Source organism: Bradyrhizobium sp. LM2.9, from assembly GCF_054056555.1.
The window spans coordinates 5,291,495-5,308,073 of sequence record NZ_JBSRYJ010000002.1 but is presented as its reverse complement, the minus strand read 5'-3'; the positions used below and the strand labels follow the sequence as shown (position 1 = coordinate 5,308,073).

13 protein-coding genes and 2 pseudogenes are annotated in these 16,579 nt (G+C 60.9%); 3 read left to right on the top strand and 12 right to left on the bottom strand.

Features of this window, described 5'->3' with window-relative positions; all coding sequences use genetic code 11:
- Window positions 1-306: 306 nt before the first annotated feature.
- From ACVWW3_RS27525 to ACVWW3_RS27515, 3 genes and pseudogenes are all read right to left on the bottom strand, one after another.
- Complete coding sequence (locus ACVWW3_RS27525; protein ID WP_456648039.1) at window positions 307-852, bottom strand: carboxymuconolactone decarboxylase family protein; 546 nt, start codon at window positions 850-852, stop codon at window positions 307-309.
- A 31-nt stretch (window positions 853-883) separates the two neighbouring features.
- Entirely contained in the window at window positions 884-1,501 is a 618-nt protein-coding gene (locus ACVWW3_RS27520; RefSeq protein WP_456649736.1) for a nitroreductase family protein, read from the bottom strand.
- Between the two features lie 380 nt (window positions 1,502-1,881).
- Window positions 1,882-2,839: pseudogene (locus tag ACVWW3_RS27515) on the bottom strand (cupin domain-containing protein).
- 1,059 nt (window positions 2,840-3,898) lie between these two features.
- On the opposite strand from ACVWW3_RS27515, the gene ACVWW3_RS27510 reads away from it, so the two are divergent.
- Window positions 3,899-4,357, top strand: a complete 459-nt coding sequence (locus ACVWW3_RS27510) for a DUF3788 domain-containing protein (protein ID WP_456648041.1) — start codon at window positions 3,899-3,901, stop codon at window positions 4,355-4,357.
- Between the two features lie 148 nt (window positions 4,358-4,505).
- Here ACVWW3_RS27510 and ACVWW3_RS27505 read toward each other — a convergent pair whose 3' ends face one another.
- From ACVWW3_RS27505 to ACVWW3_RS27470, 8 genes and pseudogenes are all read right to left on the bottom strand, one after another.
- On the bottom strand, window positions 4,506-4,958 hold the full coding sequence (locus ACVWW3_RS27505; protein WP_456648042.1) for a carboxymuconolactone decarboxylase family protein: 453 nt from the start codon (window positions 4,956-4,958) through the stop codon (window positions 4,506-4,508).
- A gap of 20 nt (window positions 4,959-4,978) precedes the next feature.
- Window positions 4,979-5,587: an SDR family oxidoreductase gene (locus ACVWW3_RS27500; protein WP_456648043.1), complete on the bottom strand. Its 609-nt coding sequence runs from the start codon at window positions 5,585-5,587 to the stop codon at window positions 4,979-4,981.
- Window positions 5,588-5,590: 3 nt separating this feature from the next.
- The gene (locus ACVWW3_RS27495) at window positions 5,591-6,298 is read right to left on the bottom strand and encodes an NAD(P)H-dependent oxidoreductase (RefSeq protein WP_456672202.1); all 708 of its coding nucleotides are present in this window, start codon (window positions 6,296-6,298) and stop codon (window positions 5,591-5,593) included.
- Between the two features lie 116 nt (window positions 6,299-6,414).
- Window positions 6,415-7,126: pseudogene (locus ACVWW3_RS27490) on the bottom strand (SDR family NAD(P)-dependent oxidoreductase).
- Between the two features lie 187 nt (window positions 7,127-7,313).
- Window positions 7,314-7,859: a carboxymuconolactone decarboxylase family protein gene (locus ACVWW3_RS27485; RefSeq protein WP_456648046.1), complete on the bottom strand. Its 546-nt coding sequence runs from the start codon at window positions 7,857-7,859 to the stop codon at window positions 7,314-7,316.
- A gap of 27 nt (window positions 7,860-7,886) precedes the next feature.
- Window positions 7,887-8,504 carry a nitroreductase family protein gene (locus ACVWW3_RS27480; RefSeq protein ID WP_456648047.1) on the bottom strand — a complete coding sequence of 206 codons (618 nt, stop codon included), beginning with the start codon at window positions 8,502-8,504 and terminating at the stop codon, window positions 7,887-7,889.
- A gap of 200 nt (window positions 8,505-8,704) precedes the next feature.
- A complete protein-coding gene (locus tag ACVWW3_RS27475) occupies window positions 8,705-9,622 on the bottom strand; it encodes an NADP-dependent oxidoreductase (RefSeq protein ID WP_456648048.1) in 918 nt (305 codons plus the stop codon).
- 660 nt (window positions 9,623-10,282) lie between these two features.
- Window positions 10,283-10,774 carry an OsmC family protein gene (locus ACVWW3_RS27470; RefSeq protein ID WP_456648049.1) on the bottom strand — a complete coding sequence of 164 codons (492 nt, stop codon included), beginning with the start codon at window positions 10,772-10,774 and terminating at the stop codon, window positions 10,283-10,285.
- A gap of 799 nt (window positions 10,775-11,573) precedes the next feature.
- On the opposite strand from ACVWW3_RS27470, the gene ACVWW3_RS27465 reads away from it, so the two are divergent.
- Both ACVWW3_RS27465 and ACVWW3_RS27460 read left to right on the top strand, forming a co-directional pair.
- Window positions 11,574-12,830, top strand: coding sequence for an efflux RND transporter periplasmic adaptor subunit (locus tag ACVWW3_RS27465; RefSeq protein ID WP_456672201.1), 1,257 nt, complete (start codon window positions 11,574-11,576; stop codon window positions 12,828-12,830).
- On the top strand, window positions 12,827-16,000 hold the full coding sequence (locus tag ACVWW3_RS27460; RefSeq protein WP_456672200.1) for an efflux RND transporter permease subunit: 3,174 nt from the start codon (window positions 12,827-12,829) through the stop codon (window positions 15,998-16,000). Before ACVWW3_RS27465 ends, ACVWW3_RS27460 begins: the two co-directional genes overlap by 4 nt.
- Before the next feature lie 357 nt (window positions 16,001-16,357).
- Here the strand turns inward: ACVWW3_RS27460 and ACVWW3_RS27455 are convergent, their stop codons facing one another.
- The gene (locus tag ACVWW3_RS27455) at window positions 16,358-16,552 is read right to left on the bottom strand and encodes a hypothetical protein (protein WP_456648051.1); all 195 of its coding nucleotides are present in this window, start codon (window positions 16,550-16,552) and stop codon (window positions 16,358-16,360) included.
- Between the last annotated feature and the right edge of the window lie 27 nt (window positions 16,553-16,579).

Genomic DNA, 16,579 nt, shown 5'->3' with positions numbered 1-16,579 from the left:
TTTGGCTATGGAATCGATGTCATTGATGCGGAACGCTCGGTAAGAAGGAGTGGCTTTGGCGGGTGGTCGATCAGAGTGATTTCCTCTCCGACGTGTTTGTTCAAGGCCGAAGTGTCAGGCCGGCCGTCATGATGACAATCGGTCGCTTGTCACCCTTGGCTTTGGTAAAAACCTAGTCGACACATACCAAAAGCCCGGACGCGTTCCCAAGGAATCTTTCCTGGGTGCATCCGGGCTCTGGCGTTACGCTCGCATTACATAAAAGCTCCAAGCAACCTCAGAGCTGGCGATGCGACCGGATAGAGTTCAGATCGAGCCAGCCGGGGCAACGGCGGGAAAGTCCTTCTCGGGATCGAACACGTTGTTGAAGAAGTTCGTCAGCGAATACATCGCCACCAGCGCGACGATCTCCATGACATTCGCGTCCGTGTAGCCGGCATCGCGGACGGCTTTCAAATCGGCGTCAGCGACATGCCCCCGGCTCTCGATGACTTTGCGGGCGAACTGGACCGCGGCATCGCGCTTTGGATCGCTGGCATGGCCCTTGCGGGCGAGGATGATCTCGCTAGCCGGCAGCTTGGCCATATGCTCGGCCGTGAAGCTGTGAACCGTCAGGCAGTAGTTGCAGCCGTTCACCTCAGAGACAGCGAGGCCGATGCTGTCGCGCGTCTTCACGTCGAGCGCCTTGCTTAACGAGCCAAGCAGCGCGGCCCATGCGTTGAAGGCGATCGGGCTGTGCGCGAACGTCGCCATCATGTTTGGGGTGAAACCGATGTTCTTGGTGAACGTCTCGAGGGTTGGCTTCGAATCGGCCGGCACCTGTTCCGGCTTTAGAGGTGCACATTTTGGCATTGTAGTCTCCAGTTACTGAATTCGTTGAAAATTATGCGAAGTGCAGCACATCAGCCACGGGCAGGCGCGGCTTCTGCGGCCAGTTTCCCGGGCGCTCCGGCCCCACCGACAACAGCATCACCGGCACTTCGTGCTCGCCCAGTCCGAACTCGCGGTGCACCGCTTCGGCGTCGAAACCGATCATCGGCGTCGAACCCAGGCCAAGAGAACGAGCGGCATAGATGATTGCGGCCGTGCCGAAGGTGGCAGAGCGTACTGCCTCGTCCCGCTGGCGCTGCGGCTGATCGAGATACAAACCGCGCGCCGGGATTTCCCACTCCGGCACCATCTTTGCCGGCATGATGCCCGCTTCTACAACCGGCGCCAGGCGCTCCGGTATTGTACTGGAATCGGCCAACTGGCCGATGATGATGAAGGTAACGGCTGCTTCGGTGATCGCGGGTTGATTCCACGCGATCGGACGCAGCCGAGCCTTGGCTTCAGGCGTGCGTACGGCAATGAAACGCCAGTTCTGCAGGTGGAAGGATGTCGGCGCGGTAGTGCCGATACGCACCAGTTCACGGATTTGATCATCGTTCAATTTGGCGGCAGGGTCGTAGTATTTGGCGGCGCTGCGGCTCAGGATACATTCGATGACGGCGTTCGTCATCGTTGCTGCTTTGGGCGAATGCGAAGGGTGGGGCGCGAAAGTGTTTCTGCTCTTCTTGTCCCGCGTGTAGATTGCAGCGGCGACGCCGGTTGCAGGTTCGGTGGCAGGGATAGCGATATGGCTCATGGTGCGGCTCCTTCGTCAGGTGATTAACGACCTTGACTCTAGGCTTCGCGATGCTGATTTCGAGACGCGATTGGCTCAACTAAGTGCCCAAAAGGATCAAACCGGTAGTTGATGCTTTCCCCCAACGGCGTGGCGCAGGCCAAGTCGTCTCCTCGAGATCGAGCTCTACGTGCTGCAGGTATAGAGGGACGTCTCGCGCATCGGTCACGCGAAGGACTGCGCGCTCCGCGCCTAGCCTCTCGTCCGGTCCGAATTTACGCGTTCTCGCGCGCCCGACGGCGCCATTCTCCCGGCGTCATCCCCATCTTGTCGGCGAACACGCGCCGGAATGCGGATACCGACTGATACCCGACCGCCTCGGCTATGGCCTCGGTGCTGATCGTCGGCTTCTTGAGCTCGTTAGCGGCCAGGCTCATCCGGATATCGACCAACAGGTCCGCGGCCGAGCGGCCCAGCTTTTCCTGAAAGTGCCGCATGAAGGTGGCGCGTGACATGCCGCACAAGCCAGCCAGATCTGGCAGATTCCAGGGCCGGGTTGGATCGGCCAACATGGCTGAAATGGCCGGGGCTAGTCGCGGATTTCCGGCCACCGCCAACAATCCTTCCGGAGCTTGCTCGGATTCGCTTGCCGCGCGCAGTGTCAGCGTGAATAGCGCCGAGGAAAGCGCGTTGAGGATAGCGTTGCTGCCTGCCTTGTCGCCGGCGGACTCCATCCGCATCAGCCCGACGAGATTGGCAAGGTGGTTCGCGGCGGACCCGACGTCCTCTTCATCATTGCCGTCCATGGCCCGCACCACCAGATTGGTGGGCAGGTAGTTGCGGATCAGCCGATCATGGGGCGGCCCGATGAAGAATCGCCCGCACAACAGGTCCAGACGGTCGCCCTGGCCATCATTTGCGCTGAGCATCCATCCGGCCGAACGCTGGCTATTGTAAGTTGGGTCCCGGCGTATGCCCACTTCCATCGTGCAGCACGTGCGCCGATCCGTGAGGCAGCAGCACGATATCTCCGCTTACCAATTCCCTGGTCGTCCTCGTCTCCGGATCCTCGATAATTGCCTGGCCCTTTAGCACGACGTGGTAGGGAATTTCATTCGCCGCGGACCGCGGCCAAGCCACCCGCCACGGTGCACCGTAGGCGCAACGGACCTCGAGCTGGCCGGTGATGGTGATCATTCGCAGGAGATAACTTAGCCAATCGACTTGGGACATAAGATCTCGCTACCTCCTTGCCCGGATCGCGTAGGATCGAGATCCGCCGCACGAGTCCTGAGGACGGACCGGCACTAACAGTTCGCCGAACTGCTTTCGGTAAAGATAAACCCGAGCGTTCGGCGATCCGGTCGTAAAGCTGCATGGCGTTGTGCTTGGATTCGTGCGTCGACCAGCACACGCGGGACGCCCTCGACGTCTCGCCGTGGGATAGACATGCTCGATCAGCGCGCGGCCGACCCCGCCGCCACGTGCGTCGCCCACGACAAACAACTCTTGAAGATAGTCGCCCGTCGTCCAGGTGGATCGATGGTAGAGCGAATGCACCAGATCCAATGGCTGCTCACCGGTCATGGCGAGCGTTGCACACATCGGCTCGACCGGGTCCAACAAGCGTGCCCAGGTCTTGAGCGTCGCCGACGCGGGACCTCGTAGAATCGTCGATAGCCCTTCCACAGCGGAAGCCAAATATTAAAATCGCCGTTGGAGATGGTTTTAATCTCGACTGTTGCAAAGGATGCTCCCGAAATACCTGTGACGTCCTTACGCCCCGATGCACCACCAGTTTCCGTCGCAAGCGTCATCGCTCCGTCGCTGTGCCGGTTAAGGCTCAATAATTCTATCAATGGCCGGTCAAGAAGGGCACTAAGTGTTCGCCGTGCCGCTATGATCCTGCCTCTGTATTTGCGGAACGCGACGATGATAGGTACGGGATCACTTGGTTGATCAGAACGCAGCGCGCCCTTTCTCCCCGGCTTATCCTTACAACTTTTCGAAGACGGAATCCTCCGCCGTGTCGCTCGATTTAGCGACCCTATACCTGCCCTCCAAGCGCCGGGAGTCCAGATTCCGTGTCCGGGAATCTGCGCCTTGACTCACTGATTTGACGGGTGATCCCGTCTAGGCCTCAGTACTGGGCCGAGGACGAAATAGACATAGGCGCAACACCGATTCAAAACTCAGGAACCTTGCGACAAATCCCTTGCGCACGATCAAGATGCAGGCCGCCAAGTGTTTCGAAGCTTATGCGATAAAGTTAGGGTGTAAAAGGAAAGCGTCATGGAACAATCCGCCAAGATCGGCGACAGGGTCACCGGCAAATCAGCACCGCCCGATGACGACACTGTCCGCGACTGGATCGGGCCGAAAGCGTTCGGGCATTGGGCGGAGCTGCGGAACTGGATCGAGGCATACTACCCCGGTGTTTTCGCGCCGGATTGGCTCTATCGTGGCAAGACGCGCGGTTGGGCCCTGCGTTACAAAAAGTCCAAGGCATTCTGCACCTTCCTGCCGGAATGCAGGCTGGTTTCGATCGAGGTGGTCTTGGGGGCAGCAGAGCGCGAGAAGTTTGAGGCGCGGCGCTATGACTGGCGTTCGCAGCTGGTCACGCTCCATGATGAAGCCCGAACATACCCTGACGGAAAATGGCTGAAAGTTGCTATCTCATCCGCAGATGATCGGCGTGATGTGACGGAGCTTTTGAGTATGAAGCGTCCTCCTCCACGGACACGCCCTTGAATGTCGCAGAAATCCTGACTTTCAGGCGTTGCAAAATTTTGTGAATCAATACGTGCAAAACTCGGGAGTTTTGCGACAGTGGCACCCGCGACAAAATTGTCATGAGAGGAATCCGTCGAGGTGTGAGCGCCGCGGAGGGGCGCTTTGCTTATTTTTTTGCGGCGTGGGGCGTCTTGCGGAAGCTAATCGCCATGCGGTCATAGGCATTCATGAGGCTAATCGCGATCGTGAGATCGACCAGCTCCTTCTCACCGAAAGCCGCGCGTGCCGCCTGGTAGACGTGGTCCGGCACGCCGGTGTGTGCCACACGCGTCACCGTCTCGGCCCAGGCCAGGGCCGCGCGTTCGGTCTCACTGAAGAGGTCGCCGCCTTCCCTCCAAGCCTGAACTTGAGCGAGCTTCCCGATCGGCACGCCCCTCTTCGTGAGATCGCGCGTGTGCATGTCGAGCCAATAGCCGCAGTTGTTGATCTGCGAAACGCGCAGATAGACGAGCTCCACTAGTTCGGCCGGTAGCTCGCTCTGCATGATATAGCCATACACGCCGCCGAGGGCCTTGGCGCCGATCGGAGCGATCTGGTTATAGTCCAGGCGTTTGGTCATTTGTCTGTTGCCTCTAAGGTCTATTGTCGCCCACAGACTCCAAATAGGGACCGACCCTGAACGGCGCTCGTTCCGGACCGGCGACCTCGATGATCCGTTTCGCGACTAGCGAGGGCCACTTCGTTGATGATGGCAGCGACATCGTCGGTCGCGATAGGCTGAAGCAGGCCGGGCGGCAGTCGAACGAAGTGCTCATCAGTACTCGCCTCGGCAATGGCGTGGAGGAATTCCAGGAACTGGGTCGTGCGAATGTTCATAGCGCATGCCCGGAGCCTCGACCAATTTGTCTTGCGCACTTTGGCGCGGTAATAGACTTGGCTGGGTACCCGATTGGTCACGATGATGGATAGAATGACATGGTGGCGAACGCCCGCCGACGCCCCCACCGCGAGTAGGTTGCGTCCGGAGGCGTCGAAGAATTCCCTCACTGCCTTGGTGTCAAACGACGGCGCATTGGAGACGTCGATCACCACCCGCGCGCCGGCCATGGCTCCCCCGAGCCCTTGTCCGGCGACGGTGTTAACGCCAGCTTTGCGCGACGCCGCGACCACCTCGTCGCCGCCCCGGCGCAGAATGGCGACGGTCTTCGAGCCGATCAGCCCGGTGCCGCCGATCACGGCGACCTTCACGGCTTATTCTCCTTCGAGAGTCGCGGGACATGCTACGTCTCCGAAGACCGTCAAGTCGATCGCCGCGAGTGCTTTCTCCCTCGCTGATGAGGCGTTGTCCCCCTCGAGAAACGCTGTGGCCTGCACGGGGAGAAATTGCAAGGTTTTCAGGCCAATGGAGCCCAGCACAGTTGCAAGATACGGCGTGAGAAAATCGGGCTGATTGGCCCGGTCGCCGGCGAAGATGCCACCAGACGCGATGCCGATGAACACCGGACGATCACGGAGCATTCCCACCTTCCCGGCCGGCGTCGATTTAAAGGTGCGGCCGGCGCGCAGGATCTGATCGATCCACGCCTTGAGGACCGAGGGAACGGTGAGGTTATGCATGGGCGTTCCAATGACGATCGCGCCGGCCGCCTCGACCTCCAGGATGAGCGTTTCCGAAAGGTGCAGCGACCCCTTCAACGGGGCGGCCAATGTTGCCGGGGACGACAACGTAGTGGCGTAGTCCGAAGCGGCATGCGGCAGCGGGGCAGCGCCAAAATCTCGCCGAGAGATGCTCGCGCCGGGCGCGACCTCAAGCAGCTTCTCTACGATCGCCGCCGAAAGCTGCCGGCTGTGCGATTCCGCGCGCGGGCTGCAATCGATATGGAGGATAGTATTCATGATGTCGATCCGATGTGGTTCGTAGGCGAGCCCCGTTTCCTCGATCATGATGCCGACCTTCACCCCCATTCGGCGTCGGACGTGAAAAGAGCTGCAGCCGGTCGGCGAACTGCGCCGGCCCGCGCGTGAAAATTGGATGATCAGGCATCGCCTTCTGATTTACACAGTGATCGCACGGCTCAGTGGCCAGCACTTTGCCCGCCGTCGACGTGCAGGATCTCGCCAGTGATGAACGGTGCAGAGTCGAGAAAGAGGATGGCGTCGGCGACATCGGTTGTTTCACCTATGCGTCCGATAGGGTTGAAAGCTCCAAGCGCCTCATGAATTTCAGGCGCGTGCATCGGCGTCTTTATGTTTCCGGGAGCTACGGCGTTCACGCGGATGCCCTTCTTCGCATACTCGATCGCCAGTGACTTCGTTGCGGCGTTGACGCCCCCCTTCGTCAGAGCCGCCAAGACCGAGTAGACCCCACTGATTGCGACTTGGTCTATGCTGGCCGTGACGCTCACCACGTGGCCGCTCGAACACTTTTCCATCTCGGCGATCGCGAGTTGCGTGATGTGGTAGAAGCCCGCCATGTTCACGTTCATCACGGCAGCGTAGTCTTCGGTGGTGTGTTCGGTGAAAGGCTTTCCGATGTAGATGCCGGCGTTGTTCACCAGCGTATCGATCCGGCCAAATCGTGCGACGCCTTCGGAAATGATTCGTTGGGCGGTCGTGGGATCACCGATGTCACCGGGGATGCTGAGGATGTTCACGTCGTCCGATATGTTGATCGAACGTGAGGTTGCGATAATGCGATAATCGAGCTTTCGGAATGCCTTTACGACTTGTAGCGCCAATGCCTTGTGACGCACCGGTAACAACAACGACTTTCTGCGAGCTGTACATGCTTCACCCGTGAAAAATATTGGTCAACTTCAACGCCGATTGTGTTTTTGGTTGCGGGTCGGCACATACCAAAAACCCGGACGCATTCCCAAGAACCGTTCCTAAGCGCACCCGGGCTCTGGCGTTACGCTCGCATCACATAAAGCTCCAAGGACCACCAGAGATGGTCGATGCGACCGGATAGAGCTCAGATCGAGCCAGCCGGCGCAACGGCGGGAAAGTCCTTCTCGGGATCGAACACGTTATTGAAAAAGTTCGTCAGGGAGTACATGGCCACCAGCGCGACGATCTCGATGACGTTCGCATCCGTGTAGCCGGCATCGCGGACGGCTTTCAGATCGGCGTCACCGACCTTGCCGCGGGTCTCGATGACTTTGCGCGCAAACTGGACGGCGGCGTCCCGCTTCGGATCGCTGGCATGGCCCTTCCGAGCGAGAATGATTTCATTGGCCGGCAGCTTGGCCATATGATCGGCCGTAAAGCTGTGAACCGTCAGGCAGTAGTCGCAGCCATTCACTTCGGAGACAGCGAGGCCGATGCTGTCACGCGTCTTCACGTCGAGCGCCTTGCTCAAGGAGCCGAGCAGGGCGGCCCATGAGTTGAACGCAATCGGGCTTGCCGCGAAGGTCGCCATCATATTTGGGGTGAACCCGATGTTCTTGGTGAACATATCGAGGGTCGGTTTCGAATCGGCCGGCACCTGTTCCGGCTTTAAAGCCGCAATTTTTGGCATCACAATCTCCCTAAGTTATTGGTTCCACTAAACGAGATCCAACACATGGGCCACCGGACGGCGCGGCTTCTGCGGCCAGTTTCCCGGACGCTCCGCCCCTACGGACAACAGCATGACCGGTACTTCGTCCTTGGTCAGTCCGAACTCGCGGTGCACCGCTTCGGCATCGAAACCGATCATCGGCGTCGAACCCAAGCCTAGCGAGCGGGCCGCATAGATCATCGCAGCCGCGCCGAAGGTGCCGGTGCGTACTGCCTCGTCGCGCTGGCGCTGCGGGTACTCCATGTACAGATCGCGTGCGGGGATTTCCCATTCCGGCACCATCTTTGCCGGCATGATGCCCGCTTGCACCAGCGGCTCCAGACGCTCTGGTACTACGCTGGAATCGGCCAACTGGCCGCAGACGATGAAGGTAACGGCTGCTTCGGTGATCGCGGGCTGACTCCAAGCGATCGGACTCAGCCGAGCTTTGGCTTCCGGCGTGCGTACGGCGATGAAGCGCCAGTTCTGCAAGTGGAAGGATGTCGGTGCGGTGGTGCCGATTCGCACCAGCTCGCGGATTTGGTCGTCGCTCAAGGTGGCGGTGGGGTCGTAGTACTTGGCGGAGCTGCGGCTCAGGATACAATCGATAACGGCGTTGGTCATGGTGATTCCGTTAGTCATGGTGATTCCTATGCGTGAAGGGATAAGTTGAGATAACGAGTGCTTTCGCTCTCGTTGCTTGAAATGCCGCGGGGATGGAGCCCGTTCGACATCTCATGCCAGGCGGCCATGGGTGGTTTCCCGGGCTGCGCCCGGCGCGTCTGATAGGACGCGGCCGGCCGCGTGCATCGAATGCGTGTCGTTCACGGACGAACGCGGATGATCGTCTTCCCGCTGATCCGCTTTGTCGGGTTGAAGGCAGCGACGGCATCGTCGAGGGTCGCGATGTTGCCGATGTTCGTGCGCAGTCGTCCGTCCCGTACCCGCTGGACGATCTCACCCAGTTGGGCACGGTCGGACTCAACAACGAAGTCGACCGCCAGGCCATCAGCGGGCCGCGCCTCGCTCGGCCCGACGATGGACACCAGTGTTCCTCCAGCTCGAATCAGGCGCGCGGAACGCTTCCCGATGTCGCCGCCAATGAGATCGAACACCAAATCGACTCCGCTGACGTCTTCGAGGGCGTCGTTCTCGAGGTCGACGAATTCCTGCGCGCCGAAGTCGAGCGCCTTCTGACGGTCGGCGGCGCGTCCGGTGCCGATGACGTAGGCGCCGGCCTCTCGTGCGAGTTGCGTCACCATCGACCCGACTGCGCCGGCCGCACCGTGCGCGAGGACGCTCTGCCCCGCCTGAAGGTGGCAGTGCACGAACAGTCCCTGCCACGCCGTGAGGCCCGAGATTGGCAGACTCGCACCCACTGTGAAGTCGACGTCACCCGGGAGCGGCGCGAGGTTGCGTGCCTCCATTGCAACATACTCCGCCAGGGTGCCGTCGCGATACCAGTCGGCGAGGCCGAACACCCGCTGTCCCACCGACAGCCCCGTTGTGCCATAGCCGAGGGCGGTGACCACTCCGGCCAGCTCATGTCCGGGAATCGACGGTGTTCGGTCACGATCGAGGCGGTCGGCCCATGTCGACGGCCACGTCAGCTCAGTAGGGACGAATCCCGACGCATGAACCTGGACGACGACGTCGTTGATCGCCGCTTGCGGCTCGGGCCGCTCCACGAGCCTCATCCCGGCAGTTCCCGCCGCCTGGTCCGTTACGACGATTGCTTTCATCATCCACCTCCCTGTGTGTGGTGTGTCGTCATCTTCCGAATTCCCGAGCAAAAATACGATCGCGAAACTCGACGGTCCAATGACCTGTGGCTATGGAGTCGATGCCATTGACGCGACGCGCGAAAATCAAAGCGCGTCAGCAGTGAACCGGAGGAATGCTTCGCGAGGGCATGATTTCTGGGCACTGAGGACGCAAGAGAGAACTGGAATGCGCAGAAGAAAACCGGTGCTGTTGGCTAAGATCAGGTGTCGGCCGGATTGTTGTCAACCAACCGCTAATGGATGAGATCAGAGGCGCCATATCCTAGAGCCACTTTGCCATTGATGCTGACCCGATGAAACCCGCGTCAGGAATCCTTGGACGGGCGGACATGCTTTCTGGAATCCAGAGCTGGCCGGGCGCCGAGGATCAGTGCGCCAGGCGTGCGCGAATTTGGCTAAGGACGGGAAAGAGCTCGGCTGGGTTGCACCGTCGGGTGTGGTCGGCGGCTGATATCGGCGTACTCGACGACCCCTTCTGGGCTTATTGCGTACCGAGCTGGCATCGTCAGTGTCCAGCTCGACTGTCGTTCACGGCGGCAAGGTCGAGACCACATTCTATTTCACCGGCGCGCAACTCTCGGGATAGCTCCCAACGCAGGTCGAACACGCGAGAGACGCTCAATCCGGAGTGATATCCGGGATTTGGAATTCAGCCAGATCATCCTCATAGCTGGCCCGAGGGCTTTCGTTGTGGCCGGAAGTAGTAGCGTCTAGGCGTGTATTAATATCCGCACTAATGCCGAGAATTTTGCCAACGGGACAGAGGTTTGCGGCTTCCAGTAAGAATGCGCGTTGCTGCGCGTCGAGTTTCCCCCCGAGCACGAGGGTGCGTGCGAACGAATCTCTTTCGCCCTGGGCGCCACGGTGGAAGCTGACGCCCACTTCCAACCGCTCCAGCGGAAGTTTCTGGCGCCGAGCCTGAAAACGAACGCTCATAGCGGTGCATGCGGCAAGAGACGCGCTGAGAAGGTCGTAAGGATTGGGTCCAGAAGAAATGTGGCCGACGCCATCTGGTCCGCCGACAGGAAACCGAGATTCGCCGACATGGCCAACCAGCGCGCCGCGATTGGTGGGGTCGCTTGCGACGACAACTTCGCGGATCTTGCTCATGATTAGGTCCCGATCGTTCGAATGACTGATCCACCGGCTTCACGAGTGTGTACGCCAGTGGCGACGCAAAATAACTCTTAGCGTTCGTGCGAGATCCCAGCGCAGCGTCCGCTTCAGCCAGCGTTCAGGAAGTAAATCCGGCGACCACTCAGGTAAAGCTATCATGTCCATAACCGCCAGGAATGTTCCGTGAAGTCAGTGTCGAAGTCCCGGTGAACAAATCCGTGAACGTGTGTAGCGGGCTTAACGGTCTTCCGTTCGCGAACCACTAGAACGGCGGCGAAACAGGGGGCGGGGCCCGACAATGGGCGTGGTGTGGTCGCTAAATGATCTTCAAGGTGTCTGGCGCGGAGCGATCTCTTCGTCGAGAGGCACCAGATCGTAAAACGCGTTTGAGTTATTGATGCAGGCCATCAATGGGCCACAGTGCCCCCCTTTTTCTCTTACGCCATGTACGCGCTTCGCTCGGAGCCCTTTACGCGACTCCGCGACGGCATCGATTGCCAGCGACTGAACGCCGCCTGGAAGCCTCTGCCGAGTAAAAAAACGTCGCGGCTTCCAGTGCCATGCGGCTTGTGGCATTCCTCGCTACGGCATCGCGCTCGCGCGTCGAGCGGCAATAACGACCGTTTATCGACTCCATGGCGAGAGGTGATTTCCGTCGCCGGGGTTGCAAGGTCACTCTCCAAAGCATCGTCGAGCCGAAACTTGCGGTTTCGCTATCGGCACGCGGAATACGATGGGAAGATTGAGAGTGGGTCGATATGCAAAGTAACGATGTCATCGAAATCGTCGCGCCATGCGCACGCTGACACTGCAATCCGGCGGGAATTTAGCGGCAGCGGAGCCTCCGGCTCCGGCCCGCAGTTCGTATCGTCGCCTTCGATGCGGCGGCGCGCCGATCGGTCTGCTGTTCGCGCTGGCGCTCGCTGGCTGCGACGAGAAGGCGCAATCGCAGGCGGCCGCGCCGCCGCCACCGTCGGTGACAGTCACGCAACCGGTGAAACGAACGGTCACCGACTGGGATGAGTTCACAGGCCGCTTCGAGGCGATTGAGGAAGTTCAGGTCCGCGCTCGCGTCGGCGGCTTTATCAACAGTGTCGAGTTCAAGGATGGTGCGATCGTCCATGCAGGCGATCTGCTTTACACTGTTGACCCGCGACCGTTCGAAGCGGTCGCTCTGCAGGCAGAGGGGCAGCTTGCAGATGCGCGCGCCAAGGCGGAGCTTGCCAAGCGCGAACTCGACCGTGGGTTGACTCTGGTTCAGACCAGTGCTGTTTCTGAACAGGTCGTCGTCGACCAGCGCCGTCAGGCCTTGCAGGCGGCTCATGCTGCCGAAACGCAGGCCGAGGGTACGCTGCAGGCCGCCCGGCTCAACATCGAATTCACCCATGTCACCGCGCCGCTGACCGGGCGCGTCAGCCGTCATCTCGTCAGCCCCGGCAACCTCGTACAGGGTAGCGACACCGGCACGTCGACGCTCCTGACCTCGATCGTCGCGCTCGATCCGATCTACGTCTATTTCGACATGGATGAGACGACCTTCATCAAATACAGCAAGCTCTGGTTTGAGGGTAAGCGCCCGAGCTCGCGCGACACCGCGAACCCGGTGCAGGTGACGCTGGCCGGCGAGACCAAAGCGTCGCATGACGGCGCCATCAACTTCCTCGACAACCGCCTCGATGTCTCCACCGGCACGCTGCGCAGCCGTGCCGTGGTCAAGAACACCGATCTATCAATCCTGCCCGGTCAGTTCGGCCGCGTGCGCTTGATCGGCAGCGCGCCTTACGAGGCGCTGCTGATTCCGGACGTTGCGGTCGCGACCGACCAGTCGCGCAAGATCGTCTTCGTGGTGAAGCCCGACGACACCGTCGAGGCGCGCCCCGTGGTGCTGGGGCCACTCGATGACGGGCTGCGCGTGATCCGCGAAGGACTGAACGCGGAGGACCGCGTCATCGTCAACGGCATTCAGCGCGCCCGCGTCGGCGCCAAGGTGACACCGAAAATGGCGCAGCCGCCAGCAGGCGACAAGGCTCCGGCAGGTGCCAAGCCATGAACCTCGGAAAGCTCTCCATCAGTCAGCCTATCCTCGCAATGGTGCTGTCGATCGTGCTTGTGATCGTCGGCACGATCGCTTATCAGACGTTACCGGTGTCGGAATATCCGCAGGCGGTGCCGCCGACCGTCACGGTGACAACACAATATCCGGGCGCCTCCGCGCAGACCGTGTCCGACACGGTCGCAGCTCCGATCGAGCAGGAGATCAACGGCGTCGAGGACATGCTGTATCTCTACAGCCAGGCGACCTCGAACGGCCAGCTCACCATCACCGTCACCTTCAAGCTCGGCACCGACCTCGACAAGGCCCAGGTGCTGGTGCAGAATCGAGTCGCGATCGCGCAACCGCGGCTGCCCGAGGAGGTACAACGCAACGGCGTCGTCACTCGCAAGAATTCGCCAGATATCTTGATGGCCGTCTTCGTGCTGTCGCCCGACGAGAGTTTCGACCAGCTCTACATCTCCAACTACACGCTGCTGCAGGTACGCGACCAGCTACTGCGGCTCGACGGCGTCGGTGACATTCAGATGTTCGGCGCGCGCGACTACTCGATGCGCTTGTGGCTCGATCCCGACAGGATCGCCAATCTCGGCCTGACCTCGACCGAAGTACTGGCGGCGATCCGCGCGCAGAACCTGCAGATCACCGGCGGACAGATCGCGGAGCCGCCGATCGCCGATCGCGCATTCCAGCCGAATCTCACCTTCACAGGACGCCTCAAAGACATCAGGCAGTTCGAGGACGTCGTGGTGAAAGCCGGTTCCGACGGCCGTACCGTACGTCTGCGCGACGTCGCCCGCGTCGAACTCGGTGCGCTGTCCTACGCCACCAGCAGCCGCATATTGCGCAAGTCGGCCGTTGCAATGGTGGTGACGCAACGGCCCGGATCGAATGCGCTCGCGACCGCGAAGAACATCTCCGACACGATGGCGAAGCTGAAGGAGAGTTTTCCGAAGGGGCTCGACTACAATATCGGTTACAATCCCACCGAATTCATCGCCCAGTCCGTTCACGAGCTGATCAAGACGATCTACGAGGCGATGGCGCTCGTCGTCATCGTGGTGCTGGTGTTCCTGCAGGGCTGGCGGCCTGCGATCATCCCGATCATCGCGATCCCGGTGTCGCTGGTAGGTACTTTCGCGGTGATGGCCGCGCTCGGATTCTCGATCAACAATCTGACGCTGTTCGGCCTCGTCCTCGCGGTCGGCATCGTGGTCGACGACGCCATCGTGGTGGTCGAGAATGTCGAACGCCATCTCCGGCGCGGCATGAGCCGGCGCGACGCCGCGCTGAAAACCATGGAGGAGGTCGGCGGCGCGCTGGTCTCGATCGCGCTGGTGCTCTGTGCGGTGTTCGTGCCGACCGCTTTCCTCGGTGGCATCTCCGGACAGTTCTTCCAGCAGTTCGCTGTCACCATCGCGGTCGCGACCGCGATCTCCTGCTTCTGCTCGCTGACGCTGTCACCCGCGCTGGCCTCTCAGATTCTGGTCCCGCATGAGGAGAAGCGGTCCGCAAGGCGTTGGAACGTAATCGCGCGCGGCTGGTCTGCCTTCACTGGTGCTTTCAACCGTGTGTTCGACTGGCTGTCGAATGGCTATGCGGCTGTGGCATCCTTCGTAATCTGGCATTCGACGCCGATGCTGTTGCTCTATGTCGCATTGATCGGCAGCGCCGGCTGGCTGCTCGCGACCACCTCGCAGGGCTTCATCCCGGCGCAGGATCGCGGTTACCTCATAATCTCGGTGCAGTTGCCGGGTGCCGCGTCGCTCGCGCGAACGGCTGCGGTGGTGCGCGAAATCGAGCGGGTTGCGCTGGACACGCCGGGTATCGTCCGTGTCGGGGCGTTCAGCGGCTTTTCCGGCGCAACCCGCACGCAGGCCGGCAACGCCGCGGCGTTGTTCCCTGTGTTCGATGAGCCCGAGGCGCGGATCAAGAAAGGTCTTACCGCTAATGCCATCACGGCCGAGCTGCGCAAACGGCTGTTGGCGATCCAGGGCGCCTTCATCATCGTCATTCCGCCGCCGGCCGTGCCCGGCATCGGCACCGGCGGCGGCTTTGCCATCCGCATCCAGGATCGACAAGGACGCGGCCCCGAATTGCTCGCAGCCGCGACCAACGAGCTCGTCGCCGCGGCGCGGAAGTCGCCAGATATGACCTCTGTTTTCTCGCCGTTCACGGCGAACACGCCGCAGATGTTCGTCGATATCGATCATATCAAGGCGCAGAAGCTCGGCGTCCCCATTGCCAGCATTACCGACACGATCCAGACTTACTTCGGCTCGACCTATGTCAACGATTTCAACCTGTTCGGACGTACCTATCACGTCACCGCCCAGGCAGATCTCCCATTCCGCAAAGAGACTTCCGATCTCGCGCGGCTGCGTACCCGCAACGGGGCCGGCGACATGGTAATGCTCGGCAGCGTCGTGGATTTCAAGGACGTCTCGGGGCCTGATCGTGTCGCACGCTACAATCTATACTCGGCGTCCGAGGTGCAAGGTGAGCCGGCGGCCGGCGTTAGCTCGACGACGGCGCTCAATGCTATCAAACAGCTGGCCGACGAAACGTTGCCGAGCGGCTTTTCCTTCGAATGGACCGATCTGTCCTACCAGCAGGTGACGGGTGGCAATGCCGGCCTCTACGTGTTCCCGATCTGTGTGCTGTTCGTCTATCTGGTGCTGGCGGCGCAATATGGCAGCTGGACGTTGCCGTTCGCGGTGATCCTGATCGTGCCGATGTGTCTGTTGGCCGCCACCATCGGTGTGCGGATCATGGGACAGGACGTCAACATCCTGACCCAGATCGGTTTTGTGGTGCTGGTGGGGCTGGCGGCCAAGAACGCCATTCTGATCGTCGAGTTCGCGCGCGACATCGAGCTTGAGGGCAGGCCGCGGCTGGAAGCGGTCATCGAGGCCTGCCGGCTGCGCCTGCGGCCGATCCTGATGACGTCGTTCGCCTTCATCCTCGGCGTGCTGCCGCTGGTGGTGTCGACCGGTTCGGGCTCGGAGATGCGCCAGGCGGTCGGCGTGGCCGTGTTCTTCGGCATGCTCGGCGTCACGCTGTTCGGCCTGATCTTCACGCCGATCTTCTACGTGGTGGTGCGTAACCTCGCGGAAGGCAAGAACGAGGGCAAGCCGACTCAGACGGCCGCGGCCGCGGCGGAGTGAGTCGCGGTGACTGCGATGCACGATCAAACCGGGACACTCGCGCGACCACTCGAAACGGCAGATCGAGTACGCCGACGATGTGCAGGGGTCGCCTCGCGCGGGCGGCAGAGATGACGTCTATTGTCATGTTCCTCGCCGCCGCGACGTTCGCATCGGCCAGGCTGATCACCTGTTTCGGATGCCGGCGGGGATCGCAACGGTTGCGGTCAAGCCGCACACCAGCGGAAAGTTATTGATCGCGAACTGGACCGCCACGCGTCGCGCCAGACGTCCAGGTGTAGAGGGGACAGACGTTGGCAACCCCAACGTAGCTACCGCTGGGCCGCTGCCGCGACGCTACTCGTCGGCTCACGTATTTCACTCGTAGTAGCAACGGATCGAGCAATCCCGTGCGGCGTCGAGCGAAGCTCTCTTGGCTCGCTGTTCGTAGTTGTCGGCACGAGCCTTAAGCTGAGTCGCAATCACTTGGTCCGTCATGGCTTTGGCAGAGCGAAGCACCGTCTGCGCTTTTCTCAAATACTCTTTGCCTCGTTGTGAGATTTGAACCGTCATGACGCCCTCGCGCGATTTTCCGGCGGC